Consider the following 25,621-nt stretch of genomic DNA (forward strand, 5'->3'; position numbering starts at 1 on the left):
ATCGTCAGCAAGAAGGCCTACGACAGCGGGCAGATCCGCGCGGTGCGCGACCTGCGGGGGAGGAAGGTCTCCGTGAACGTGCTGGGTTCGGCCACCGAGTTCTGGCTGAACGCGGCGTTGCTCCGGGGCGGCCTCTCCATGGACGACGTCCAGGTCGTGGCCGTGAACTTCCCGGAGGTGCCGGCCGCGCTGGAGAACGGCGCCATCGCCGCCGGACTGCTCGGCGAGCCGCTGGCCACACTGGCCGAGGACCGCGGGCAGATCGTGCGGTTGAGCGACGACTTCATCAACGGGGTCCAGGTCACCGCCCTGTACTACAGCGGGCGGTTCATTCGCGAGCACCCCAAGGCCGCGGTGGGGTTCATGGCCGCCTGGCTCCGGGCCAGCCGCGATCTGTCCCGGGGCGGCTACCGGCGGGACGATATCGCGGCCGTCGTCGAGAAATACACCGGCGTTCCCGCCGCGGTGGTGAAACGGGCCGCCGCCCCGGTCCACGAGCCGAACGGCCGCATGAACTTCAACGACTTCAAGCGGCTGCAGGAGTTCTTCAAGAAGCGCGGCGCCCTGACCTACGAGAGGCCCCTGGAGCCGCGCCAGTACATCGATACGTCGTTCGTGACGGAGGCGCTGAAGATCGTGGGGCCCTTCACCGCCTCCCCGTAATGGCCACAGCCGTCCGGGAGATCGTGGGACCGCCGCCCATCGCGGTGAGCGGGCTGACCCACGTCTTCCCCGGCGGGCGCGATCCCGTCACGGCGCTGGCCGACGTGTCGCTGGCGGTGCGGGCCGGCGAGTTCTGCGCGCTGATCGGCCCCAGCGGGTGCGGCAAGACCACGCTGCTGCATATCCTGGCCGGCCTGATCACGCCCACGGCGGGGACGGTCACGGTGCCCGCCCGGGCCAACGGCCGGCTCCCCACGGCGCTGGTCTTTCAGGGCGTGAGCACCCTGCCCTGGTTCACCGTGCGGGAGAACGTCGAGTACGGCCTGCGCCTGCTCGGGGTCCCGGCCGAGGTGAGGCGGGCGCGCGCGGCCCGACACCTGGAGCAGGTCGGGCTGGCCGGGTTCGCCGACGCCTACCCCCACCAGCTCTCCGAAGGGATGCGCCAGCGCGTCAGCATCGCCCGCGCCCTGGCCGTCGATCCCGACGTCCTGTTGATGGACGAGCCCTTCGCCAACCTGGACGAGCAGAACCGGCTGCTGCTGCAGGAGGAGTTGCTGCGCCTGTGGCAGGCCAGCGGCAAGACGGTCCTGTTCGTCACCCACAGCCTGGACGAGGCCCTCCGCCTGGCCGACCGCGTGCTGGTGATGACCGCGCGCCCCGGGCGGATCAAGAGCGAGGTGGCGGTACCGCTGGCGCGGCCGCGCCACTTCCGGGAGATCCGCCGTGATCCCGAGTACGGCGCCCTCAGCGCCCGCCTGTGGGACGAACTGCGGGATGAGGTGCTGAAGGCGGCAGGACGATGACCGGCCGCGTCGCCGACCGCTGGATCGCCGCGGCCTCGCCGCTGCTGCTGCTGGCGGTGTGGGAGATCCTCAGCCGCACCGGCGTCCTCGATCCGCGGTACGTCCCGCCCCCCAGCGCCGTCCTGGCCACCCTGGTCGCTCTCGCGCGCAGCGGAGAGCTGCCCTTCCACCTCGCGGTCAGCGTGCGGCGCATCCTGACCGGTTTCCTGCTCGGCGCGGCCCCCGCCGTGGCTCTGGGGCTGGTCATGGGGTTGAACCGCCGCGCGCGCGCGGCCCTGATGCCGGTGGTCACGGCCATCTACCCCATCCCGAAGATCGCCGTCTACCCGCTGATCATCTTCTACCTGGGCATCGGCGAAGCTTCGAAGGTGAGCATCGTGGCCCTCTCCATCTTCTTCCTCGTCCTCCTCAACACCATGGCGGGCGTGATGGGGCTGGACCGGGTGTACTTCAACATCGCCCGGGCCTACGGCGCGGATGCCAGGAGCATCTTCCGCACCGTGGCCTGGCCGGGAGCGCTGCCGGCGATCTTTACCGGGCTGAAGCTGGGGATGGGGTTCGCTCTCATCGTCATCGTCGGCGCGGAACTGCTCGGATCCGACGCCGGGATCGGCTTCATGATCTGGCAGGCCTACCAGATCTTCGACGTGGAGAAGATGTTTGCCGGGTTGCTGGTCACCGCGGCGCTGGGCTGGGGGGCGACGATGGCCCTGGACGCCGTCGAGCGCCGCGCGCTCCCGTGGCGGCCATGGGGGCAGCTGTAGCCGCGGCCCGGCCGCCCTGGTGGACCGTCTGGTGGCGGGCGGTGCGTCCCTTCGCCTTCAGCGCCTCCGTCACCCCCGTGCTGGTCGGCACCGCGGCGGCGATCTACCACGGGCCGTTCCATCCCGGGCTGTTCCTGGCCACCCTCGCCGCGGCGATGGCGATCCACGCGGCGACGAACCTGGTCAACGACTACTACGACTACGTGCGCGGGGTGGACGCCGGTCAACCCATCGGCCCCGGCGGCGCGATCCAGCAGGGACTGCTCTCGCCGCGCGCCGTCCTCCGTGGCGCCCTCGTGCTCTTCGCGGCGGCAGGCCTGCTGGGCCTGTGGCTGGTTGCGGTGCGGGGGTGGCCCGTCCTGCTCATCGGCGCGCTCAGCGTGTTGGCCGGCTACGCCTACACCGGCGGCCCGCTGCCGCTGGGGTATCTCGGCCTGGGCGACTTCACCGTCTTCGTCTTCATGGGCCTGGTGATCGTCGGCGGCGCCTACTACGTGCAGACGGGAGGCGTCTCCGCGACGGCGGTGTGGGCGGCGCTGCCCCTGGCCGCGCTGGTGGACGGTATCCTGGTGGTGAACAACCTGCGCGATCTGGACAACGACCGGGTCAAGGGCAAGCGCACGCTGGCCACGGTCATCGGACGCGGCGCGACCCGGGCGCACTTCCTGGGGCTCCTCGCCGCGGCCTATCTCTCGCTCCCGGCCGGGACGGTGACCGGCGCGCTGCCGGCGCCGGCGCTGCTGCCGCTGTTGACCCTCCCCTCCGCAGCCCGCCTCTGGCGGGTGGTCCGCACCACCGACGAGGCGCTGGCCCTCACCCTGGGGGGCATCCGCGGCACGGCTCAACTGCACCTGCGGGTCGGACTCCTGCTGGCCGCCGGGCTGCTCCTCGCCAGGCTGTGGTGACCCCCGTTCCCGCGGCGGGGTCTAGGGGGCGATTACCCGCAGGTCGCGAGGCAGGGCGCTGAGGACCACCGGGCCCCGCTCGGTGACGATCACGATCTCCTCCAACCGGACGCCGAACTCCCCCGGCAGGTAGATCCCCGGCTCGACGCTGAAGGCCATGCCGGCCTCGAGCGGCATCTCGTTGGTGTGGGTGACGGAGGGCGGTTCGTGCCCGGAGAGGCCGATGCCGTGGCCGGTGCGGTGGGTGAAGAACCGGCCGTATCCGGCGCGCTCGATCACCCGGCGCGCGGCGAGATCGACCTCCCTGATCGGCGTCCCGGGGCGGATCACCTCGAGGGCGGCGCGCACCGCGTCCTCCACGATCCGGTGGATCTCCCGATAGCGGGGGGAGGGCTCACCCAGATAGGCCATGCGCGTGATGTCGGAGCAGTATCCCTGGTGGCGGCTGCCCAGGTCGTAGAGCACCGGCTCGCCGGAGCGCAGGGCCCGTGGGCCGGTGTGGTGGTGCGGGAAGGCGGAGTTGGGCCCGGAGGCCACGGTGGTGAACGTCACCTCGTCGGCTCCGGCCCGGCGGAACCCCTCTCCGGCGGCATGGGCCACCTCCGCCTCGGTGATCCCGGGCCGGGAGGCGGCGCAGGCGGCCTCCATCGCCGCGTCCGCGGTCCGGGCCGCCTGCCGCAGCGCCTCGATCTCCTCCGCCGACTTCCGCATGCGCAGCGGCGCCAGGACGGTGGAGGCGGGAAGGTAGGAGGCCTCCGGCCAGATGCGCTGCAGGTGCAGCAGGGCGTCGGCGCGCATCGTGTCGCCGACGGCGATCGTGCGCGGGGCCCGGAACTGCCCGCGCACGGCGTAGAGGGCCTTCTCGGGGCCTTCGGCGTCGGTGTAGGTGACGAAGGGTTGTCGGATGTGCCCCTCCGACTGGTGCGCGTTCAGTTCCGGCACCAGGAAGAGCCCGGCCCGGTCGTTCAGGAAGAGATAGCAGGGGCGCTCGTCGGCCAGCGGGGAGAACCCGGTCAGGTATCTCAGGTCGTCGCCCGGAGGGACGGCGAGGAGGGCGATCCCCTGTTCGGCCATCGCCCGGCGGAGGCGGTCCAGACGGGCACCGTAGTCCATGGTGGGGAGATTCGTGCGTCCGGGGGACTCTCCCTGGAGTCGGCGAATGTATTCTGGGTCCCATGCCAGGACGCGCTCCTCGCCCCGCCCTGCCGGCCGCTCCGGCCGAATCCCCCGCCCGGCGGGCGCGCCGCGCCCTGCGCATCGTCGGGCTCCTGAAGGACCGCTACCCCCAGATCCGGATTCCGCTGGCCCACCGCGATCCGTTCCAGCTGCTGGTGGCGACCATCCTGTCGGCGCAGTGCACCGACGCCATGGTCAACCGCGTGACGCCGGTGTTGTTCGAGAAATTCAAGACGCCGCGGGACTTTGCCGCGGCGACGCCCCGGGAGATCGAGCGCCTCGTCAAGCCCACCGGGTTCTTCCGGCAGAAAACCCGCGCCATCCTCGGCATGTGCCGGTCGCTCCTGGAGCGGTTCGGCGGCCGCGTTCCGCTGACGATGGACGAGCTCGTCACCCTGGAGGGCGTCGGGCGCAAGACGGCCAATGTCGTCCTCTCGGCCAAACGGCTGGAGCCCTGGGGCGGCGGCGACGATCCCGCCGACGGCCTGGGCATCGTCGTCGATACCCACGTCCGGCGTCTCAGCCAGCGCCTCGGCCTGGCCAGCACCGACGACCCGGAGAAGATCGAGCAGGAGTTGATGAGGATCATCCCCCGGCCGGAGTGGGCCGGCTTCTCGCTCCGCCTGATCCACTTCGGCCGCGAGGTCTGCACGGCGCGGAATCCCGGATGCGGCGACTGCCCCCTGCGGCCGCACTGTCCTTCGGCGCCGTACCGCGGAGCGCCGCCGTGGATGCGGCGCTCCCGCCCTGCGACTCCACCAGGGAGGAGACGATGATCGATCTGGACCGGGTCTACGCCCACATCGACGAACATTTCGGGCGCCACCTCGACCGCGTGCAGGATTTCGTGCGTCAGCCCAGCATCAGCGGCGAGGGCGTCGGCATGCAGGAGATGGCCGAGCTGGTCGCTTCCGCCATCCGGAACCTGGGCGGGCAGAGCCGGATCATCCCCACCGCCGGATGGCCGGTGGTCTACGGCGAGCTGGACCAGGGCGCGCCGCGCACCCTGCTGCTCTACGGGATGTACGACGTCCAGCCCGTGGCCGGCGAGGAGTGGATCGTGCCGCCCTTCGGCGGCCAGGTCGTGGACGACTTCGAGGGGCTCGGCCCCTGTCTGGTGAATCGCGGCGCGGCGAACCAGAAGGGTCCCCTCGCCGGAGCCTTCAACGCCCTGGCCAGTGTGCAGGCCGTGGCCGGGAAACTGCCCGTCAACGTCAAGTTCGTGGTGGAGGGCGAGGAAGAGCTGGGCAGCCGCCACCTGCCGGAGTTCATCGCCCGCCACAAAGACCTCCTGCGGGCCGACGGGACCTACTTTCCCGCCTTTGCCCAGGACCGCAGGGGGAAGCCGATCCTCTGGCTCGGGGTGAAGGGGATCCTCTTCTTCGAGATGGTCTCGCGCGGCGGCGAGTGGGGCGGGCCGACCACCCGCGGCATCCACGGCAGCCAGGGGGCCTGGATCGCCAGTCCGGTGTGGCGGATGATTCACGCCCTGAAGACGATGACCTCCCCCGACGAGCGCCTGACCATCGACGGCATCTACGACAACGTCCGACCCCCGCGGCCGGAAGATGAGGAGGTCCTGGCGGCCCTGGCCCAAACCTTCGACCCGGAGGTGGTCCTGAAAGGCAACGATGTGCGGCGCTTCAAGCACGATCTGACCGGTGTCGATCTGCTCCGGCGCTACCTGTTCGATCCGATCCTGAACATCGACGGCATCGCCGGCGGGCACTACGGGCCCGGGACCAAGACGCTGCTGCCCCACGAGGTGCGGGTCAAGATGCACGTGCGCCTGGTGCCGGAGATGGAGCCCGACGAGGTTCGGGCCAAACTGCAGGCCCATCTCCGCAAGATCGGCTGCGCCGATTTCGAGGTGCACTACGAGGAAGGGTACCCCTGGGCGCGGATGAGTCACCGGGCGCCGATCTCCCAGGCGATGATCCGCACCCTGCGCTCCTTCGGCCACGAGCCCGAGATCTGGCCGAACATCGCCGGCTCGGCGCCCTTCTACCTGTTCCAGCGGGTGCTGGGACAGCCGTTCACGATGGGCGGGATGGGCCACGGCGGCCGGCAACACAGCCCAAACGAGTACGCGACGGTGGAGGGAATCCGGCTCTTCGAGAAGTCCGTGGCCCGCTTCCTCTACGAGTTCGCCGCGATCCGGGAGTGACACCGCCGCCCGCAAACGTGCCCCTTGCCCCGGCGGGCGGCCCGTCATATAATCCGGCCTAAGTCTACGAAAATAGTCGAATACGATCGGCTCTTGTACTCATCCGGTACGGGCCAGGCGCCGTCCGTACGAAATTCGCACAGGAGGTGAGTGAGCCTTGAAATTGCTCTATATCCTGCCGGGCAGCCTGTCCCGCACCGACCTGGGCCGGCGCGAGGTCGACCGGCGCCTGGCCATCCTCCGGCGCCTGGCCGCGCCCGGTACGGAGGTGGAGATCACCGACGTGCCGGAGGGGCCGGCCTCGATTGAGTCGGCCTACGAGGAGTATCTGTCCGTTCCCGGTACCCTGCAGAAAGTGCAGGAAGCGGCGCGCCAGGGGATGGATGCGGCGATCATCGGCTGTTTCGGCGACCCCGGCGTGGATGCGGCGCGCGAGCTGGTGGAGATGCTCGTCGTCGGCCCCGCGGAGAGCGGGATGCTTTTCGCCTGCACGCTGGGGCACCGTTTCTCCGTGGTCACCGTGCTCGACTCGGTGGTCGCCCCGCTGCGTCACCTCGCCCACCGCATCGGCGTGGCCGAGAAACTGGCCTCCGTGCGGGCGGTGGATATCCCGGTGCTCGAACTCAACACGGACCGCGCGCGCAGCGTATCCAGGATGATCGCTTTGGGCCGCCGGGCCGTGGAAGAGGACGGCGCCGACGCCCTGGTGCTGGGGTGCATGAGCATGGGATTCCTGGAGGCGCACGCCGAGATCGCCTCGGCGGTGGGGGTGCCGGTGGTCAACCCGGTGTACGCCGCGCTGCGCATGGCGGAGGCGCTGCACGGGGCGGGGCTGCGCCACAGCAAGCGGGCCTATCCGGTGCCGCCGAAGTTGCGGACGATGCCGGTGGGTTAGGGTGCGGTCGGTGATAGCGGGGTGACCGCCGTCCCGCCGGCGGCGCCCCGAGGGTTCCCGTTTTGGCGGAGGAAGGACGTCCACTCGAAGGGGGGATGGGATCATGACACGAGGCTGGTGGCGTATCGCAACGGTCACCGTGGGCCTGGCGTTGATCTTCGGCGCGGCGGCGTCAGGCCAGGCTCCCGACCGCCGCGTGCGGGAGCTGGTCCTGCTGACCCGGCCCCAGGCCGTCGATCCCCGGGAGTTCGAGACGGCGCGGTTCCTGGCGCCCGAGTTCGAGAAACTCGGCCTCAAGGTCTCCGTGCGCGTCATGCCCTGGGAGCAGATGGCGGACCTGGTCTGGTACAGTCGGGACAAGTGGGACATGACGATGTGGCAGATGGTGGGGCGGCCGGAGCGCTCCGATCCGGATGAATTCGCCATGAACCTGTTCCACTCCTCGACGGCGGAGAAGGGCTATAACTTTGTGGGCTACCGGAACCGGACCTACGACAGCATCGCCGAAGCGCAGCGGATCAAGACCGACCTCAAGACGCGCCAGCAGCTCATCCGCGAGGCTCAGAAGATCATCGCCCGCGACGTGCCCTACATCTTTCTGGTCTTCCCGGAGAGCACCTACGTCTACAACAACACCGTCTGGGATCCGAAGACCATCGTCGATCAGAAGGGGATCGGGATCAAGAACTTCTGGACCTTTATCCAGGCCAGACCGCTGGGCGGCCAGCAGGACATGATCCTGAACTACCCCGATCCGCTGCAGGCGATCAACCCGCTGTTCATCAGCGGCGCCGCCGACTCCTGGGTCACCGAGCTGATCTGGGACCGGCTCTTCCGCGTCGGTCCGGACGGGCTGCCGCGGCCCTGGGCGGCGGAAAAGGCGGACTGGGTGGATTCGGTCACGCTGGATGTGACCCTGCGGCGCGGGATGAAGTGGCACGACGGTCGCCCGGTGACCGCCGACGACGTCATCTTTTCCTTCACCGCGCCCATGGGCGACGAGGTCCCCATGTACAAGCCCTTCGTCCGCAACATCGAGCGGATCGAGAAGCGCTCGGACACGGTGCTGCGCTTCGTCCTGCGGGAGCCCTACGCGCCGTTCCTGATCGCCAGCCTGGCCAAACTCAACATCATTCCGAAGCACGTCTGGGAGCCGGTCCTGGCCGACCTGGCCCGGAAGCCGGAGAACGCGGAGTCCTACCAGGAGCAGACGCCCATCGGCTCCGGGCCCTTCAGGTTCGTGCAGTGGAAGAAGCCGGAGGAGGTGATCCTGGAAGCGGTGCCCGACCACTTCGCCGCGCCGAAGATGCGCCGCTGGATCCTGCGCATCATTCCCAACGTGGAGGCGGCTCTGGGCGGGCTGCGCCAGGGCCAGATCAACTTCCTCTCGGGCTACACCGGCGATCCGCAGCTGCTGGACCGCCTGGTCAAGGAGAACCGCCAGCTCACGCTCGTGTCCACGATGGACGTCGGCATGCGGTTCCTGGCCTTCAACCTGCGCCGGCCGCCCTTTGACGACGTGGCGTTCCGCCAGGCGCTGAACATGGCCACCAACAAGCGGGCCATCCGTTCCGTGGTCTGGAAGGGGTTTGCGTCCATCGCCGACTCCTTCGTCTCGCCCGCCCTGGAGTTCTGGTACAACCCGGAGATCCCCAAGTGGACGTACAACATCCAGGCGGCGCGGGAGCACCTGGCCAAAGCCGGCTACAGCTGGGACCGCGAGGGCCGGCTCCTCTATCCGGCGGGCAAAGTCGAAACCCTGAAGTAGTATCGCCCGGGGCGGGGGCGCAGGCCCCCGCCCCGCCGCGCCGACATGAAGCGTCTGACCTTCGTCTTCAGCCGCCTCGTCCAGACCCTGCTGGTGCTGCTGGTGGTGGCGACCATTCTGTTCTTGATCTTCCGGCTGATGCCGGGCGACCCCCTGGTCGCCTACCTGGACCCCACCTTCACCGAGGAGATGGCCCAGGCGTTGCGGCGGCAGTTCGGGCTGGACCGGCCGCTCCACATCCAGTACCTGGTCTTCCTGCGGAACACGGTGCAGGGCGAGTTCGGCCACTCCTTTTTCACGCGCGAACCGGTGGCCCGGGTGATCTGGACCGTCCTGCCCAACACCCTGGCGCTGACCCTGGCCGCCCTGGTCCTGGCCTACGCCCTGGGCGTCGTCGCGGGGGCCGTGCTCGCCGCCCGGCGGGGGACGCCCCTGGAGCACTGGGGGATTCCCCTGGTCCTGGCCACGCGGGCCGCGCCGGAGTTCTGGGTGGGCATGCTGGCCCTGGCCGTGTTCAGCTTCTCCCTGCGCTGGTTCCCCTTCGGCGGAGCGACCAGCCCGGGGAGCCTCTATCCCTCGATCTGGGCCCAGCTGTTCTCGCTGGACTTCCTGCACCACCTGGCGCTGCCGGCCCTGACCCTGGCCCTCTATCTGCAGGGGCTGCCCACGTTGTTGATGCGCAACGCGATGCTCGAGGTGATGGACGAGGACTTCATCACCTTCTGCCGTATGCGCGGGCTGCCGGAGCGGACGATCCTTCTGCGCCATGCCGCGCGCAACGCCCTGCTCCCCGTGGTCACGGCCTTCGCCCTGGGCATCGGCTACTCCATCGGCGGCAACGTGATCATCGAGACCGTCTTCAGCTGGCCGGGGCTCGGCCGCACCCTGGTGCGCGCCGTGGCCGCCAAGGACTACCCCGTGGCCCAGGCCGCCTTCCTGATGATCGCCGCCGTCATGATCGCCATGAACTTTGCGGCCGACCTGCTCTACGGCCTGCTCGATCCGCGGGTGAGCGATGAGCGACGCTGAGCGCGCCCTGACCCTGCCGCCCCGGTGGGCCCAGGCCGCCGCCACCTGGCGCGAGGCGCTGCAGACGCTGGTAATCGTGGCCCGGCGGGACCGCTTCGCCCTGGCCGGTCTCCTGGTCTACCTGGTCTTCCTGATGGTGGCCCTGCTGGCGCCGGCGCTGGCCCCCTACGATCCCCTGGCGCTGAACTACCTGCCCGACGGCGAGGTGGCGGCCAACCTGCCCCCCTCACCGGCGCACCCCCTGGGGACGACGAACCTGGGCCGCGACATCTTCTCGCAGCTGCTCTACGGCGCCCGGGCCGCGCTCATCGTGGGGTTCGTGGCCGCCCTGGGGGTGGTGATCCTGGGCACGGTCGTCGGCCTGGTCGCCGGCTACTACGGCGGTTGGATCGATGCCCTGCTCATGCGGGCGGCGGATGTGGCCTTCGGTATTCCCTTTCTGCCCATGGCCATTGTGCTCGTGGCCTTCCTCGGTCCCAGCCTCTGGAACGTGGTCCTGGTCATGGTGCTGCTGCTGTGGCGCGACACCGGTCGCATCATCCGGGCCCAGGTGCTCACCCTGCGCGAACGCTCCTACGTGGAGTCGGCGCGGGTGCTGGGCGCCGGGCACGCCCGGACGATGTTCGTGCACATCGCGCCCAACGTGCTGCCGCTGTCGTTCCTCTACGGGTCGCTGGCCATCGGCTGGGCCATTCTCACGGAGGCAAGCATCAGTTTCCTGGGCTTCGGCGACCCCAACGTCATCTCGTGGGGATTCATGTTGCAGGACGCCTACAACTCCCAGGCCCTGGCCCGACAGGCCTTTCACTGGTTCGTGCCGCCCGGGGTGTGCATCATGCTCACGGTGATGGCGGGGTTCTTCATCAGCCGCGGATACGAGGAACTGCTCTTTCCGCGCCTGCGGAGGCGCTGACCATGGCGTGGCTCGAGGTGGAAGGCCTGTCCGTCGAGTACCAGACGCTCCACGGCGTGGTCCGGGCGGTCCGGGGCGTCAGCCTGGCCCTCCCGGCGGGGCGCGCCCTGGGGCTGGTCGGGGAGAGCGGCTGCGGCAAGACCACCCTGGCCCGGGCGCTGATCGGCGTGCTGCCGCGCGGAGCGCGGGTGACCGGCGGAGCGGTGCGCATGGAGGGGACCGACCTGCTGAGTCTCCCGCCCGCACAGCTCAACGAGTACCGCTGGCGCCGCATCGCCATGGTGCCCCAGGCGGCGATGGACAGCCTCGATCCGGTGCAGCGCGTCGGCGACCAGATGGTGGAGACCATGGTCCTGCGCGGAGGATACACCCGCCGGGGGGCCTGGGCGCGGGCGCGGGAGCTGTTCCTGATGGTCGGGCTGGAGGCGGACCGGCTGCGGCTGTACCCTCACGAACTGTCCGGAGGGATGAAGCAGCGGGCGGTGATCGCCCTGGCGCTGGCCCTGGGACCGCAGCTGCTGATTGCGGACGAACCGGTCACCGCCCTGGACGTGATCGTCCAGCACCAGGTCCTGAGCACGTTGCGCGACCTGCGGCGGGCCCTCAACCTCAGCCTCCTGCTCATCACCCACGACATCTCGGTGGTCGCGCATCTCTGCGACGACGTGGCGGTGATGTATGCCGGCCGCGTCGTCGAGGCCGGACCGGTGGCGGAGGTCTTTACCCGTCCCCGCCACCCGTACACCATGGGGTTGCGCAACGCCTTCCCCAGCCTGCGCGAACACCAGGACCCCCTGGTGCCGATCGAAGGCTATCCCCCCGACCTGGCCGATCCGCCGCGGGGCTGCGCCTTCGCCGCGCGCTGTCCTTTTGCGCTCCCGCGCTGCTGGGAGGAGGATCCGGTTTCGCTTCCCTCCGGGGACGGACGTTCCGCAGCCTGCCATCGGGCCGATGACGCACCCCTGCTCCGCCAGCGCGCCGCCGAGGCCTTTGCGGCGATGGCCGGGGACGAGACACCGGTCGCTCCGCCGGAGGCGACGTGACCGTGGGAGAGGACCGGGATGCCGCTGCTTGAAGTGGAACGGCTTGAGAAGCACTACCCGCTGCACGGCGGGCTGCTGGGCTCCCTCGTCGGCGCCCGGAGGCTTGTGCACGCGGTGAACGGGATCTCCTTTGCGCTCGACGAGGGGGCAAGCTTGGGACTGGCCGGGGAGAGCGGGTGCGGGAAGACCACCACGGCCCGGCTCATCCTGCGGCTGTTGCGCCCCACCGGCGGCGTCATTCGCTTCGCCGGTCGGGACATCGCCGGACTGAACGGCGCCGAACTGCTGGCCTTCCGGCGCCGGGTCCAGTTCGTCTTTCAGAATCCCTACGAGGCGCTCAATCCGCGCTTCACCGTTCTGCGGGCGATGCTGGAGCCGCTGATCATCCACGGGATCGGGACGTCGGCGGGGGACCGGCTCGTCCGCGTGGCGGAGGCGCTGCGGCAGGTGCATCTGAACCCTCCGGAGGCCTTTTTCGCCAAGTTCCCGCACCAGCTGAGCGGCGGCCAGTTGCAGCGCGTGGTCATCGCCCGGGCCCTGCTGGTCGGCCCCGCCCTGCTCGTGGCCGACGAACCCGTTTCCATGCTCGATGTCTCGGTGCGGGCGGGGGTGCTGAACCTGATGCGCGACCTGACCCGGCGCCGCGGGCTGACGACGCTGTACATCTCCCACGATCTGGCGTTGATCCGCTACATGTGCACGACGACCGCGGTGATGTACCTGGGCACCATCTGCGAGATCGGCCCCACGACCGAGGTCATCGAGCGCCCGAAGCACCCCTATACGCAGGCCCTGGTCGCGGCCGTGCCCGATGCCGATCCCAACCGCCCCGTCGCGGCGGTGGAGATCAGGGAGGGGGTGCCGACCCCGCTGCGCCTGCCGCCGGGATGCCCCTTCGCCGACCGCTGCCCGCAGGTCATGGAGGTCTGCCGGCGCCTCCGGCCGCAGCTGCAGCCGGTGGAGGGAGTGCGGGTGGCGTGTCACCTCTACGGAGGAGCGCACTGATGCGAAACCAGGGCGGGCTGGACCCGCTGGACATCGAGATCATCCGCGCCCTGCAGCGCGACGGCCGGACCCCCTACAGCACCCTGGCCGGGCAGCTCGGGGTGGCCGAAGGGACCATCCGCAAGCGCGTGGCGCGCCTTCTGGCCGAGGGCTACCTGCGCATCGTCGGCGTGGCCGCGCCCTTCAAGGTCGGGATGGACGTCGTGGCCATCATCGGGCTGAACGTGGCGCGCCAGCGCCTGACCGGGGCCCTGCGCCGACTCCAGGCCCTGGACGCCGTGCGCTACATCGCCATGACGACCGGCACCTTCGACTTCATCATCGAGGTGGTGCTGCCGAGCACGCAGGACCTCCTGCGCTTCCTGGTCACCGACCTGGCCCGCGTGCCCGGGCTGAACCGCACCGAGACCTCGCTCGTGCTGGAGATCTCTAAACAGAGTTACGACTGGCTGCCGGCGGGCCGGCGCGCGCTCGGCCCGGCCCGGGCGGCCAAGGGAGGGTTCAGGCGGTGACCTACCGCGATCCGCATGAGTCCGTGCTGCTGCAGGATATCTCGCTGGACGCGCCGCGGGAACTGATCCACCGCTTCGCCCGTCTGGTGCGCGAATCCGGGAGCGAAGCGGAGTGGACTGCGGCCCGGGAGGTCGCCGGCCGGCTGGCCGGCTGGGGCATCCCGCACACCGTGCACGAGCCGCTGCTCTACCTGAGCGTCCCGGAGCGGGCGTCGGTGGAGGTCCTCGAGCCCGAACCCAGGACGATTCGGGCGAAGACCCCTTCCTTCTCCGCCTCCACCGACGGCCGTCCGCTCCGGGGTCGTGTCGTCTACCTCCCCTCAAGCCACGGCGTCGCGGCGGATACCTTTGACGCCCCGCTGGGCGAAGCGACGGAGGAGATCCGGGGCCGGATCGCGCTCACCGAGGGGTTTCCTTCTCCGCAGAAGGTGCTGGCCATCCAGCAGCGCGGGGCGGCCGGCATCATTTTCATCCACCCCGGCGAGGCGATCCACGAGATGATCTGCACCACCATCTGGGGGGCCCCGGATCTGGACAGCCTCCCCCGGAAGCCCGCCGTGCCCGTAACCAGCGTGAACCACACCGACGGCGCTCGGCTCGTCGCCCTGTGCCGGAACGGGGGGCTCCAGGTGGCCCTGCAGACCCGGCTGCGCGAAGGCTGGATGCGCTGCCCGGTCGTCGTGGCCGAGATCCCCGGCGCCGACGAACCGGAGGTGTTCCTGCTGGCCCACGGGCACATCGATTCCTGGCACGTGGGAATCGGCGACAACGCCACGGGGGACGCCGCGCTGCTGGAACTGGCCCGCCTCTTCTGGCGCCACCGCGCCCGGCTGCGGCGGTCGTTGCGCGTCGCCTGGTGGCCGGGGCATTCCACCGGCCGCTACGCCGGATCCACCTGGTACGCCGATACCCACGCGCTGGAGCTCGTCGAGCGGTGCCTGGCCCACATGAACATCGATTCGCCGGGATGCCGCTGGGCCACAGCGTACGAGGATATCTCCTGGATGCCGGAGGCCGAGGCGTTCTGTCAGGCCGCGATCCGCGACGCGACCGGGCAGCCCTCGATCGGGGAACGGCCGCACCGCGCCGGCGACTGGTCCTTCAACAACCTGGGCCTCACCGGATTCTACATGCTGTTCAGCACGATGCCCAAGCCCCTGCTGCGGGAGAAGGGATTCTATCCTGTCGGCGGCTGCGGCGGCAACATCGCCTGGCACACCGAGGACGACACCCTGGAGATCTTCGACGAAGCCAACCTGGCCCGGGACCTGCGCGCCTACGTGATCACAATCCTGCGGGCGCTGAACGCGCCCATCCATCCCTTCGACCTGCGGGCGGTGACGCGGGAATTCCACACCACTCTGGCCGCCTATCAGGCGGACGCCGGCGATCACTTCGACTTCCGCCCGGCGAGGGAGGCGGTCGACGCGCTGGAGGCCGCCCTGGACCGTTTCTACGACCGCTGCCGGACGCTGGCCGCGCGCCCCGTGGGCGACCCGGCGGTCCGGGCGGCCAACGCCACCCTGCGGCGGATACGGAGCCTGCTGGTCACGCTGAACTTCGCCCGGGCCGATCGCTTCCGCCACGATCCCGCGGTGCCGATCCCCCCGCTGCCCGACCTGGCGCCGGCGCGGCAGCTGGCCGGGGCCGATCCGGTCATGCGCGGATTTCTCCAGACGCATCTGCTGCGGGGACAGAACCGCGTGGTCTGGACGCTCCGAGAAGCCCGCCTTCTGGCGGAGAGCGCGTCGGAGGCTCGATGACCGTCGCCGTTCACGGGCACCAGCTCATCGACGGGACGGGTGCCCCACCCGTGCCCGACGGCGCCGTGCTGATCGAGGGAGACCGCATCTCGGCGGTCGGCCGCATCTCCTCCCTCCGGCTCCCGGCCGGGACGGAGGTGATCGAAGCCGGCGGGACGGTGCTGCCGGGGCTGGTCAACGCGCACACGCACTGCTCGATCATCCCCGCCCTCGGCGATCAGACGGGGCAGATGAAGCAGGGCCCGCTGCCCGGCGCCTTCCGCGCCGCCGGGAACATGCGCCGCGAGCTGCGCTCGGGAGTGACCACGGCGCGGATCATGGGCGAGGAACACTACCTGGATGTGGAACTGCGGCGGGCGATCGAGGCCGGACTCGTGCCCGGTCCGCGGCTGCTGTGCAGCGGGGTCCATCTCACCGCCTCCCACGGCCACGGCCGGGCGCTGACCGTCACCGACGGCGCGGAGGCGGTACGCCGGCGCGTCCGCGAGAACGTCGCCGCGGGGTGCGAGTGGATCAAGCTCTTCATCACCGGCGGGGTGAGCAGCGTCGGCGCCGCGCTCGAGGCCTACACCTACACGCGCGAGGAGATCCGCGCCGCCTGCGAGGAGGCGCACCGCGCCGGACGGCGGGTTGCGGCCCATGCCCACGGCGGACCCGGCGTGCGGGTCGCCCTCGAGGAAGGCGTCGATACCATCGAGCACGGGGCGCTGCTCTCCGACGAAGACGTCGAGCGGCTGAAGGATCTCGGGCGCTTCCTCGTCTGCACCTTCGCCATTCTCTACCACCCCGACGGGATCGAGCGCTCGGACCGGCACAACCCGGCGATCTGGGAGAAGGTGGTCGCCCTTCGCGATCAGGAGGCGGTGCGGTTCCGCCGGATCCTGGCCTCGGGGGTCCGCTACGCCGTGGGCACGGACAGCATGCACGGGCTGCTGTGGTTCGAGATGGCCACCCTGGTGCGCTTCGGGGCGGATCCGATGGAGGCGGTCCTGGCCGCCACCTCCCGGGCGGCCGAGGCCTGCGCCGTGGCGGACCGCGTGGGCACTCTGGCGCCGGGCAAACTCGCGGACGTCGTCGTCGTGGACGGTGATCCCCTGACCGAGATCGAGGCGATGGGCCGCGTCCGGTTCGTGATGAAGGCCGGCCGGCGGTACGAGCACCTGTCCGAAGAATGATCCCCGTCATCGGGAGGTGAAGCGTGAGCACACCGACGGTCTGGAAGGATCCGCAGGAGCAGGCGGTTCTGGCCACGGTGTCCCTGGACGCGCCGTGGGCGCTGGTCGAGAAGTTCAGCACGCTGGTGCGCGATTCGGGAGGCAAGGGGGAGCGCAGGGCCATCGAGTACATCATGAAACGGCTGTCGCGGTGGGGTGTGCCCCACACCCTGCACGAGCCCGAGTCGCTGGTCAGCATCCCCAAGAAGGCGAAGCTGGAGGTGGTGTCTCCCGAGGCGCGGGCCCTTGCGGCCAAGACGCCGTCGATGTCTTTGTCCACCGATGGGCGCGCGCGGCGCGGTCTTTTGGTCTACGTCCCGCCTCAACCCGGCGGCGCCATCATCGGGCTCTTCGAGCCCCAGCGGGACATCGCGCAGGATGTGGCCGGCAGGATCGTCCTCACCGACGGCTATCCCTCTCCGGCCAAGGTCATCGAGTTCCAGGAGAAGGGGGCGATGGGGGCCGTCTTCATCAGCCCCGGGGAGCGCATCCACGAGGGCATCTGCACCAGCATCTGGGGCTCGCCGGATCTGGACACGATCCGGCGCAAGCCGCGGATCCCCGTGGTGGCGATCAACAAGACCGAAGGCGCCTGGCTGCGCGGGCTGGTCCAGGCCGGGCCGGTCAAGATCCGCCTGTCCACGAAGCTGGACGAGGGCTGGCGTCCGATCCCGGTGCTCGTGGCGGAGATCCCTGGGCGCGACGAACCCGAGAAGTTCGTCCTGCTGCACGGCCACATCGACTCCTGGCACGAAGGCGTCGGGGACAACGCCACCGGCGACGCCACGCTGCTGGAGGCGGCCCGGGTGCTGTGGGCGCACCGCGACCTGCTCCGCCGCAGCGTGCGGATCGCCTGGTGGTCGGGCCACTCCCACGGACGCTACGCCGGCTCGACCTGGTACGCCGACACCTACGCCCTAGACCTCGACGAGAACTGCATCGTCCACATCAACTGCGACTCTCCGGGATGCCGCTGGGCCTCGGTGTACGAAGACGTCTTCTGGATGAGCGAGGCGGAAGCCATCGCCCGGGAGGTGATCCGGGACGTCACGGGGCAGGAAGCGGCAGGAGGACGGCCCCTGCGCGCCGGAGACAAATCCTTCAGCAACATCGGAATCTCGACCTTCTACATGCTGAGCTCGACGATGCCCCAGGCCCTGGTCCAGGAGAAGGGGTACTACCCGGTAGGCGGGTGCGGCGGCAACATCGCCTGGCACACCGAGGATGATCGCCTCGAGATCGCGGACCGCGACAACCTGCTGCGCGATATGAAGGTCTATGTTGCGGCCGCGTTCCGCGCCGCGAACAGCCCCCTCTACCCGCTGGACTTCCGGGCCACCGCGGCGGAGTTCGGCCGGACGCTGGCGCGCTACCAGGAGGCGGCGGGCGCGCACTTCGATTTCAGTCCCGCCATCGCCGAGGTGGAGGCGCTGGCCGATCATCTGGGGCGGTTCTACGACACCCTGGCCGCGCTGGCCGGTCGCCCCTTGACCGACCCGCAGGTGCGGCGCGCCAACGACGTGCTGCGCAGGCTGGGTCGGGTGCTCGTCCCGATCAACTACACCCGCGCCGGACGCTTCCGCCACGACCCGGCGGTGAACATCCCGGCCCTGCCCGACCTGGAACCGGCGCTGCGCCTGGCCCAGGCTCCCCCGGGCGGTGACCTCTATCGCCTCACCCGCATCCACCTGACCCGGGGGCAGAACCGCGTCGTCGCCGCGCTGCGCGAGGCGCGGCGCCTCCTCCAGGAGGCCCGGCTCTAGCCTCCGATGCACCGCTACGTGCTGCGCCGGCTGACCGTCATGGTGCCGATCCTGCTGGGCATCACCGTGGTCAGCTACGTCATCATGTCCCTCACCCCCGGCGATCCGGTGCAGATGCTGATCAGCCCCAGCATGAGCGCGGAGGACATGGCGATCCGGCGGAAGGCTCTGGGGCTGGACCAGCCGGTGCACATTCGGTACGTGAAGTGGCTGGGGGAGCTGGTGCGGGGCAACCTCGGCTACTCCTTCAGCAGCGGCGCACCGGTGACCCGGAGGGTCGGGGAGCGCATCATCCCCACCCTCAAGCTCACGGGCACGGCGCTGCTGCTCTCCTACCTGATCGGCATCCCGGTCGGGGTGGTCGCGGCGACCAGGCGCTACAGCACGACCGACTACCTGGTGACGGTCATCACCTTCTTGGGGATCAGCCTGCCCACGTTCTTCCTGGGGCTGGCCGGGATCTACATCTTCGCCCTGCGGCTGAGGTGGCTGCCGGTGGGCGGGACGATGACCCTCGGCGGAGAGGGCGGATTCCTGGACGGGCTGCACCACCTCATCCTTCCGGCCGGCGTCCTGGCCGTGGCCGGCGCCGGGGTGGTGGCCCGGTACGTGCGGAGCAGCCTGCTGGAGGTGCTGGGACAGGACTACGTGCGCACGGCGCGGGCCAAGGGGCTGGCCGAAGCGCTGGTGTTGCGCCGGCACGCCCTGCGCAACGCCCTGATCCCGGTGATCACGCTGGCCGGGCTGCAGATCCCGGCCCTGCTGGCCGGCGCCGTGATCACCGAGCAGGTCTTCGAATGGCCGGGGATGGGGCGGCTGACCATCGAGGCCATCAACCAGCGCGACTATCCCGTGATGATGGCGATCACGCTCATCACGGCGGTCCTGGTCGCCGCCGGCAATCTGCTGGCCGACATCGCCTACGCCGCGGCCGATCCGCGCATCCACTATGAGTGACGCCGTGTCCGTGCCTTCCGCCCTCCGGCCGTCCCGGCCGGCGCGTCCGGTCACCTTCTGGAGCCTGGCCCTGCAGCGGTTCCTGCGGCACCGTTTGGCCGTGACCGGGCTGCTGGTGATGGTCGCCGTCAGCCTGCTGGCCGTCGGGGCGGCGGTGGTGGCGCCCCATGCGCCGACGGCCATCGACCCCATGGCGTTCCAGGCCGCGCCTTCGCCCACCCATCCGCTGGGAACGGACAGCGTGGGGCGGGACGTGTTGAGCCGCCTGATCTACGCGGCGCGCGTCTCGCTGACCGTGGGCGTGCTGGCCGTGGCGATGTACGCGGCCATCGGCACGGCGGTGGGCGCCGCGGCCGGATACTACGGCGGGACACTGGATCTCGTCCTCAGCCGGGTCATGGATGTGATGCTGTCCTTCCCGCCGCTCATCATCATCCTCTTCGCCGTCAGCGTGTTCGGCCGGCCGAGCATCTGGAACGTCGTGGTCGTCCTGGGTCTGCTGGGCTGGCCGGCCCTGGCCCGCCTGGTGCGCGGGCAGTTCCTGGCCCTGCGCGACCTGGAGTTCGTCCTGGCCGCGCGGGCCGTGGGCGCGTCCGATGCGCGCGTCGTGATCCGGCACATGCTACCCAACGCCCTGGCCCCGGTGCTGGTCGCGGCGACCTTCGGCATGGCCAACGCCATCTTGATCGAGGCCGCGCTGTCCTTTCTGGGGATGGGCGTGCAGCCGCCGACGCCGTCCTGGGGCAACATGCTCACCGACGCGCAGTCGCTCACGGTGCTGGAACGGATGCCCTGGCTGTGGGTGCCGCCCGGCTTCATGATTCTGATCTCGGTGCTGTCCATCAACTTCATGGGCGACGGCCTCCGGGACGCGCTGGACCCGGGGCTGCGGCTGTAGCGGGGAGAGGCAGGAAAGGGGGAGGAGAGGGATGACGCAGAGATGCCGATGGCGGGTCTTCGTCGTCGCGGTCCTGGCCGCGGCGCTGGTGCTGCCGGCGGGGACGCTGGCCGCCCCGAAGTCCCAGCTGGTGGTGGTGGCGGGGATGTGGAGTCCGCCCAACAACTTCAGCCCCATCAACACCGACAGTTCCTACGGGTACTACTGTGTCCGCTTCATGTTCCAGGGCATGCTGGAGACGCGGATCGAGAACAACCAGATGAAGTTCGTGCCGGCGCTGGCCAGCCGGTGGGAGGTGGGCGAGGACCGGCAGACCTTCCGCTTCACCCTCCACCCCCGGGCGGCCTGGCACGACGGCCGGCCCGTCACCGCGGAGGACGTCCTCTTCACGGTGATGACGATCACCGACCCCCGAACCCAGACCAACCGCGGGGCGGAGCTGGCCACCATCGCCGGCCTCACCGCCGGCGGCAAGCGCGTGGAGGGGCAGCCGCTCGGGTTCCGGATCCTGGGGCCGAAGTCCTTCGAGGTCAGAACCAAGGCGCCGGTGGATCCGCAGATGTTCCTGGAGCGCTTCGGCGGGAACGTCTACATCATCCCCCGGCACATCCTGGGCGCCGTGCCGCCGGCGGACTTGGCCCGGCACCCCTTCTTCCTGAATCCCACCGTGGGCAACGGGCCCTTCAAGTTCGTCCAGTACAAGACCGACCAGTTCGTGGAGTTCGTGGCCAATGACGCCTACCACAACGGCGCCCCGCAGGTGCGGCGCGTCTTCGTCCGCATCATCCCGCCGACGACGATGCTGGCCCAGCTGGAACGCCAGGACCTGGACGTCAGCGCCGGATTCGGCATCGGCGAGATCCTCATCGAGGACTGGGAGCGCGTCAAGGCCATGCCCCACGTCCGTGCCGTGAGCATCCCGGCGCCGGGGTACCAGTTCATGTCCTTCAACTTCGCCCGGGACTACCTGGCGGACAAGCGGGTGCGCCGGGCCATGGCTCATGCCATCAACCGCCCGCTGATCGTGAACCAGCTGTACCGCGGCGAGGCGCAGATCGCCGAAGGGCCCATCCCGCCCTCCAACCCGTACTTCAACAAGAACGTCAAGCCCTGGGCCTACGACCCGGCGCGGGCCCGGGCGCTGCTCCAGGAAGCGGGGTGGGACTTCAACCGGACCATCATCCTGCGCGTTCCCACGGGGAACATCCTCCGCGAGCGGTCGGCGGACATCATCCGGGAGAACCTGGTGGCGGTGGGGATCAAGACGGAGATCCAGAAGTCCGACTTCCCGACGCACCTGTCGGCCCTGTACGCCAAGAACTACGACCTGGCCCTCGTCGGCTGGGCGGGACCCACCGACCCCGACGTCAGCTCCCAGTTCCGCACCGGCGGCCAGTACAACTTCACGCACCACAGCATTCCCCAGATGGACCAGCTCCTGGACGAGGGTGTCCGGACCGCCGATCCGGCCAAGCGCCGGGCGATCTACGACCGGTTCCAGGAGCTGTTTGCCGACGAACTGCCCTACGTCGTCCTGTACTATCCCAACGGCCGGGCGGCGGTGGCCCGACGGATGAGCAACGTGCTCTACGACGTGGCCGGCCTTTACGATTACCAGACCTACACCTGGGTCGCCGGGACGCAGTAGCCGCATCCGGGGGCGGAGAACACCTCCGCCCCCGGTCCTTCGGGAGAGGCGGATGAAGGCCGTCGTCATCAGAGAGCACGGGGGCCTCGACACTCTCCGTCTCGACGAGGTGCCCACCCCCCGGCCGGGGCCGGGTGAGGTGCTCCTCCGCGTCCGGGCCGTGGCCCTGAACAACATGGACGTCTGGGCCCGCAGCGGCCCGCCCGGCGGCCGCCCCATCTTCCCCTGGGGGCGCTGGAAGCTTCCGATGATCACCGGCGGCGACGTGGCCGGCGTGGTGGAGGAGGTGGGGACCGGGGTGACGGAGGTCGCGCCGGGCGACCGCGTGGTCGTCAACCCCATCCTCTCCTGCGGCCGCTGCGCCTTCTGTCTGGCCGGCGAGCAGTCCATGTGCCCGGAGTACCGCATCTTCGGCGAGCACCGTCCGGGCGGGATGGCGGAGTACACCGTGGTCCCCGCCGCCAACGCCCTGCGCATTCCGGACGGCGTCACTTTCGAGGCGGCCGCGGCGGCGCCGGCCTGCTACACGACGGCCTGGCGCGGGCTTATCACGGCCGGTCGCCTGCAGGCCGGGGAGGAGCTGCTCGTTGTGGGCGCCTCCGGGGGCGTGGGCACGGCGGCGCTGACCATCGGCCGCTTCGCCGGGGCCCGGGTCTTCGCCCTCGTGGGGAATGCGGAGAAGGCGGCGAAGGCCGAGCGGCTCGGGGCGACTCCCATCAACCGCTCAGAGCACCCGAAGTTCAGCGAGCGCGTGCGGGAACTGACCGGGACCGGTGTGCACATGGTCTCCGACCCGGTCGGCGCGGCCACCTGGCCGGAGTCGATCCGCAGCCTGCGGCCCGGCGGGCGGATGGTGATCTGCGGCGCCAGCGGCGGCGAGCGGCCGGACTTCGACATCCGCGAACTCTACCAGCGTCACCGCCGGATTCTCGGCGCGCCGATGGGAAACGTGACGGACTTCCTCACCGTGATGGGGCTGATCTTCCGCGGCGCCATCACCCCGGTGATCCACACCGTCCTCCCCCTGGCCGAGGTCCGCGAGGCCCACCGGATCTTCGAGTCGCGGGAGCACTTCGGGAAGATCGTGTTGGTGCCGTGACCCCGGTGCCGGCGGTCGGCGTCGGGGTGCGCATCACCCGGACGGCACCAGGCGGGCGGGCAGGCGGTCGGCCAGTTCGCCCAGGTCCCTTACCCGCGGGGTGTACTCCGGGTGGTCGCCGAAGCGATCCAGCAGGATGCCGGCCAGCCCGGCCCGGGCGGCGGCCTCCACGTCCCGCTCGACGTCGTCGCCGACGCTGACCGCCTCTTCCGGCCGGAGACCGCAGCGCCGGAGGGCGATCTCGAACAGGCGCGGATCCGGTTTCCAGATCCCTTCCACCGACGACGTGACCACGGCGGTGAAGTAGAAGCGCAGGCCCAGGTGATCCAGCACCTCCTCGAGCGAGGGTTCCCAGTTGGAGACCACGGCCAGCTGGTACCCGCGGCGCCGCAGCCGGTGCATCGCCGGCCGGACGTCGCGGAACACCTTCAGCAGCCACCAGCTCTCGCTGAACCACCGCCCCAGGCGGTCGGCGAGATCGCGGCGCTGCGGAAGGAGGAGGTCCAGCAGATCACGCGCCACCGCCCGCCACAGACGGCGTTCCTGTTCTACGGTGCGGATGGTGTCCATGACCGACCGGTAACGCAGGTTCAGCGCCTCCAGCGCCTCCGCGATCCGGTCGCGCCGCACGATCTCGTCGTGTTCGATGAAGAAGTCCTGGAGCAGGATCCGCAGCGGTCGGCGGTAGGCGATCAACGTGTCGCCGGCATCGAAGAAGATGGTGCGGACCGACGGGGGGATCAGCGCCGGTCCCTCCGCATCGGCCGGAGAACGGTGAGACAGATCCCGCGCATCGGGCAGTCCGCGCAGCGCGGAGCGCGGGCCCTGCACACCGTGGCCCCGAAATCCATCAGGGCCTGGTTGAAGTTGTAGCCGTCGCTGGCGGGGAGCAGCTCCGCGGCCAGGGTCCACAGCAGCCGGTCCGCCGTGGGCCGGTCGCGGAAGAAGACGCGTCGCAGCACCCGGCGGACATTCGTCTCCAGGATCGGGGTCGGTTTCCCAAAGGCGAAGGTCAGCAGCGCGCCGGCGGTGTACGGGCCGATCCCCTTAAGGCGCAGCAGCTCCTCGCGGGTCCGCGGCAGCCGGCCGTCGTGTTCCCGGATCGCGGCGCGGGCGATCGCCCGCAGCCGCAGCGGTCTGATGTTGTAGCCCAGCGGATACCAGGCCTCGCGGACCTCGCGTGCGGGCGCGCGGGCCAGGGCTTCGAGCGACGGGTAGCGCCGCAGAAACTCTCGATACTTCGGCAGCACCCGCTCCACCTGGGTCTGCTGGAGCATGACCTCGGAGACAAGGATCCGGTAGGGGTCGCGGGTGCGCCGCCACGGCAGATCCCGACCGTGGCGGGCGTACCAGCGGAGCAGGCGGCGGACAAAGGTCCGCCGGCGGTTCAGGTCCGACCCGGCCGCGGTCTGCGGTGCCATTGCCAGAGCAGCAACAGGGCGAGCAGGATCGGGATCGCCGCCGCCCACACCGCCGGAGCTCCCCCGCGCGCCGCGGCCCGGGGTCCGGCCAGGGTGGCGAAGCGGAGGAGACGCCGCTGTCCGATGACCTGGGTCCACATCAGATCGACGTACGCGCCGCGGGCGGCGACGACAGGGTCGGTGTTAGTTCCTTCCGCGGTTAGGCGTTCCGTCCCCTGCCAGACTCGGTCGCGGCGGCGCAGGTACAGCTGCCCCCGGCTGGACCAGACGGCGTAGACCCGGCCGCCGTCGTCCACGGCGACCGCCGGCGTGGAGGCGTCCTGGCCCTCCGGCGAGATCGGCTGCCGGGCGATCCAGCGCGTGCGTCGCTCGGCGAAGTAGACGCGCGTGGGCCGGCCGCGGTGTTCCCAGACGACGTAGACGCGGCCGTCCGGATGGGCGGCGAGGGCGACGGCGAAGGCGTCGGCCTCGCCGGCGCTGACCTGCTCCGGGAACTCCCACTCCCCGCTCCGCCGCGCGTACCTTACCTGATAGACGTTGCCGTCGAGCTGATACCAGGCGCTGTGCAGGGTGCCGGATCTATCCGCTGCCAGCGCCGGGTTGATCGAGTCGGGCAGTCCGGGCGAGATGACCACGGGGCTGCTCCACCGGCCTCCGACCCAGCCGCTGTAGAGAATCTCGTAGACCGAGCCGTGGCGCGTCGCCGCCGGCGGCGCCTGGCGACGGATGCCGTACCAGACGACGTGCGGGGCGCCGGCCGGATCCACGGCCAGGGCGGGGATGCCGGCGTATTCATTTCCCGGCGAGATCTTCAGCGGCGGGCTCCAGCGCCGCCCGTCGAATCGGCTGTAGTAGATGTGGCCGATCGGTTCGTAGGTGGTCCAGGCCAGGTGGAGGTCGCCGTTGGGGCCGGCGGCCAGGGTGGGGTAGCGCGAGGCCGCCGGCCCTGCGGTGTGCCGACGCACCCGCCAGCTGCGGCCGTCGTCGGTGGAGGACGCGACGTGGACCTGGTCGGTCCCCCCTACCGACTTGACGAAGGCCAGGTGGAGGCTGCCGTTGGGGTCGCGGGCGATCTTGGGCTGGCTGGCCCACTCCGTGGTGTCCTCGGACACGTCGGCGGCGACAATCGTCTGGGCCGGCGCGGGGTGTGCTGCGGCGAGCAAGAGGAGGGCAGGGAGCAGGCGGAGGAAGGCGGTCACGCTAGAGACAATTCAC

Annotated in this window: 24 protein-coding genes; 20 read left to right on the forward strand and 4 right to left on the reverse strand. The window is 70.3% G+C overall.

Annotation, left to right across the window (positions count from 1 at the left end; translation table 11 throughout):
• From QN141_02120 to menA, 4 genes are all read left to right on the forward strand, one after another.
• On the forward strand, nt 1-663 hold a 663-nt coding region (locus tag QN141_02120; GenBank protein ID MDR7557265.1), incomplete at its 5' end, for an ABC transporter substrate-binding protein.
• Nucleotides 663-1,466 (forward strand): ABC transporter ATP-binding protein, encoded by an 804-nt coding sequence (locus QN141_02125; GenBank protein MDR7557266.1) that lies wholly within the window; start codon nt 663-665, stop codon nt 1,464-1,466. The genes QN141_02120 and QN141_02125, both read left to right, overlap by 1 nt.
• Nucleotides 1,463-2,230, forward strand: a complete 768-nt coding sequence (locus tag QN141_02130; protein ID MDR7557267.1) for an ABC transporter permease — start codon at nt 1,463-1,465, stop codon at nt 2,228-2,230. Before QN141_02125 ends, QN141_02130 begins: the two co-directional genes overlap by 4 nt.
• Nucleotides 2,215-3,135: a 1,4-dihydroxy-2-naphthoate octaprenyltransferase gene (gene menA / locus QN141_02135; protein MDR7557268.1), complete on the forward strand. Its 921-nt coding sequence runs from the start codon at nt 2,215-2,217 to the stop codon at nt 3,133-3,135. Before QN141_02130 ends, menA begins: the two co-directional genes overlap by 16 nt.
• A gap of 21 nt (nt 3,136-3,156) precedes the next feature.
• On the opposite strand, the gene QN141_02140 is transcribed toward menA, so the two are convergent.
• Entirely contained in the window at nt 3,157-4,248 is a 1,092-nt protein-coding gene (locus tag QN141_02140) for a Xaa-Pro peptidase family protein (GenBank protein ID MDR7557269.1), read from the reverse strand.
• A gap of 62 nt (nt 4,249-4,310) precedes the next feature.
• Here QN141_02140 and nth point away from each other — a divergent pair, with 62 nt between their 5' ends.
• The 16 genes from nth to QN141_02220 all read left to right on the forward strand — a co-directional run bounded on the left by nth (nt 4,311) and on the right by QN141_02220 (nt 22,985).
• Nucleotides 4,311-5,087 carry an endonuclease III gene (gene nth, locus QN141_02145; protein ID MDR7557270.1) on the forward strand — a complete coding sequence of 259 codons (777 nt, stop codon included), beginning with the start codon at nt 4,311-4,313 and terminating at the stop codon, nt 5,085-5,087.
• Entirely contained in the window at nt 5,084-6,478 is a 1,395-nt protein-coding gene (locus QN141_02150) for a M20/M25/M40 family metallo-hydrolase (GenBank protein ID MDR7557271.1), read from the forward strand. The genes nth and QN141_02150 overlap by 4 nt, the downstream gene beginning before the upstream one ends.
• A gap of 157 nt (nt 6,479-6,635) precedes the next feature.
• Nucleotides 6,636-7,373, forward strand: coding sequence for an aspartate/glutamate racemase family protein (locus tag QN141_02155; protein MDR7557272.1), 738 nt, complete (start codon nt 6,636-6,638; stop codon nt 7,371-7,373).
• A gap of 103 nt (nt 7,374-7,476) precedes the next feature.
• Nucleotides 7,477-9,141 (forward strand): ABC transporter substrate-binding protein, encoded by a 1,665-nt coding sequence (locus QN141_02160; protein ID MDR7557273.1) that lies wholly within the window; start codon nt 7,477-7,479, stop codon nt 9,139-9,141.
• A gap of 45 nt (nt 9,142-9,186) precedes the next feature.
• A complete protein-coding gene (locus tag QN141_02165) occupies nt 9,187-10,170 on the forward strand; it encodes an ABC transporter permease (protein ID MDR7557274.1) in 984 nt (327 codons plus the stop codon).
• Nucleotides 10,157-11,083 (forward strand): ABC transporter permease, encoded by a 927-nt coding sequence (locus QN141_02170; protein MDR7557275.1) that lies wholly within the window; start codon nt 10,157-10,159, stop codon nt 11,081-11,083. The genes QN141_02165 and QN141_02170 overlap by 14 nt, the downstream gene beginning before the upstream one ends.
• A gap of 2 nt (nt 11,084-11,085) precedes the next feature.
• Complete coding sequence (locus tag QN141_02175; GenBank protein ID MDR7557276.1) at nt 11,086-12,126, forward strand: ABC transporter ATP-binding protein; 1,041 nt, start codon at nt 11,086-11,088, stop codon at nt 12,124-12,126.
• A gap of 18 nt (nt 12,127-12,144) precedes the next feature.
• A complete protein-coding gene (locus QN141_02180) occupies nt 12,145-13,131 on the forward strand; it encodes an ABC transporter ATP-binding protein (GenBank protein ID MDR7557277.1) in 987 nt (328 codons plus the stop codon).
• Nucleotides 13,131-13,643 carry an Lrp/AsnC family transcriptional regulator gene (locus QN141_02185; protein ID MDR7557278.1) on the forward strand — a complete coding sequence of 171 codons (513 nt, stop codon included), beginning with the start codon at nt 13,131-13,133 and terminating at the stop codon, nt 13,641-13,643. The genes QN141_02180 and QN141_02185 overlap by 1 nt, the downstream gene beginning before the upstream one ends.
• Complete coding sequence (locus QN141_02190; GenBank protein ID MDR7557279.1) at nt 13,640-15,406, forward strand: M28 family metallopeptidase; 1,767 nt, start codon at nt 13,640-13,642, stop codon at nt 15,404-15,406. Before QN141_02185 ends, QN141_02190 begins: the two co-directional genes overlap by 4 nt.
• The gene (locus QN141_02195; GenBank protein ID MDR7557280.1) at nt 15,403-16,581 is read left to right on the forward strand and encodes an amidohydrolase family protein; all 1,179 of its coding nucleotides are present in this window, start codon (nt 15,403-15,405) and stop codon (nt 16,579-16,581) included. Before QN141_02190 ends, QN141_02195 begins: the two co-directional genes overlap by 4 nt.
• 23 nt (nt 16,582-16,604) lie before the next feature.
• Nucleotides 16,605-18,383 (forward strand): M28 family peptidase, encoded by a 1,779-nt coding sequence (locus QN141_02200; GenBank protein ID MDR7557281.1) that lies wholly within the window; start codon nt 16,605-16,607, stop codon nt 18,381-18,383.
• A gap of 6 nt (nt 18,384-18,389) precedes the next feature.
• The gene (locus QN141_02205; protein ID MDR7557282.1) at nt 18,390-19,340 is read left to right on the forward strand and encodes an ABC transporter permease; all 951 of its coding nucleotides are present in this window, start codon (nt 18,390-18,392) and stop codon (nt 19,338-19,340) included.
• A gap of 4 nt (nt 19,341-19,344) precedes the next feature.
• Nucleotides 19,345-20,238, forward strand: a complete 894-nt coding sequence (locus tag QN141_02210) for an ABC transporter permease (GenBank protein ID MDR7557283.1) — start codon at nt 19,345-19,347, stop codon at nt 20,236-20,238.
• A gap of 31 nt (nt 20,239-20,269) precedes the next feature.
• Complete coding sequence (locus QN141_02215; GenBank protein ID MDR7557284.1) at nt 20,270-21,886, forward strand: ABC transporter substrate-binding protein; 1,617 nt, start codon at nt 20,270-20,272, stop codon at nt 21,884-21,886.
• A 52-nt stretch (nt 21,887-21,938) separates the two neighbouring features.
• A complete protein-coding gene (locus QN141_02220) occupies nt 21,939-22,985 on the forward strand; it encodes an alcohol dehydrogenase catalytic domain-containing protein (protein ID MDR7557285.1) in 1,047 nt (348 codons plus the stop codon).
• 33 nt (nt 22,986-23,018) lie between these two features.
• Here QN141_02220 and QN141_02225 read toward each other — a convergent pair whose 3' ends face one another.
• Genes QN141_02225 through QN141_02235 form a run of 3 tightly spaced genes read right to left on the reverse strand, consistent with a single transcriptional unit; the run spans nt 23,019 to nt 25,605 of the window.
• On the reverse strand, nt 23,019-23,816 hold the full coding sequence (locus tag QN141_02225; protein MDR7557286.1) for an HAD-IIIA family hydrolase: 798 nt from the start codon (nt 23,814-23,816) through the stop codon (nt 23,019-23,021).
• Nucleotides 23,726-24,406, reverse strand: a complete 681-nt coding sequence (locus QN141_02230; GenBank protein MDR7557287.1) for an A/G-specific adenine glycosylase — start codon at nt 24,404-24,406, stop codon at nt 23,726-23,728. The genes QN141_02225 and QN141_02230 overlap by 91 nt, the downstream gene beginning before the upstream one ends.
• Nucleotides 24,373-25,605 carry a sialidase family protein gene (locus QN141_02235; protein MDR7557288.1) on the reverse strand — a complete coding sequence of 411 codons (1,233 nt, stop codon included), beginning with the start codon at nt 25,603-25,605 and terminating at the stop codon, nt 24,373-24,375. Before QN141_02235 ends, QN141_02230 begins: the two co-directional genes overlap by 34 nt.
• Nucleotides 25,606-25,621 lie beyond the last annotated feature (16 nt).

The organism is Armatimonadota bacterium, from assembly GCA_031459765.1.
Classification (GTDB): domain Bacteria; phylum Sysuimicrobiota; class Sysuimicrobiia; order Sysuimicrobiales; family Kaftiobacteriaceae; genus Kaftiobacterium; species Kaftiobacterium secundum.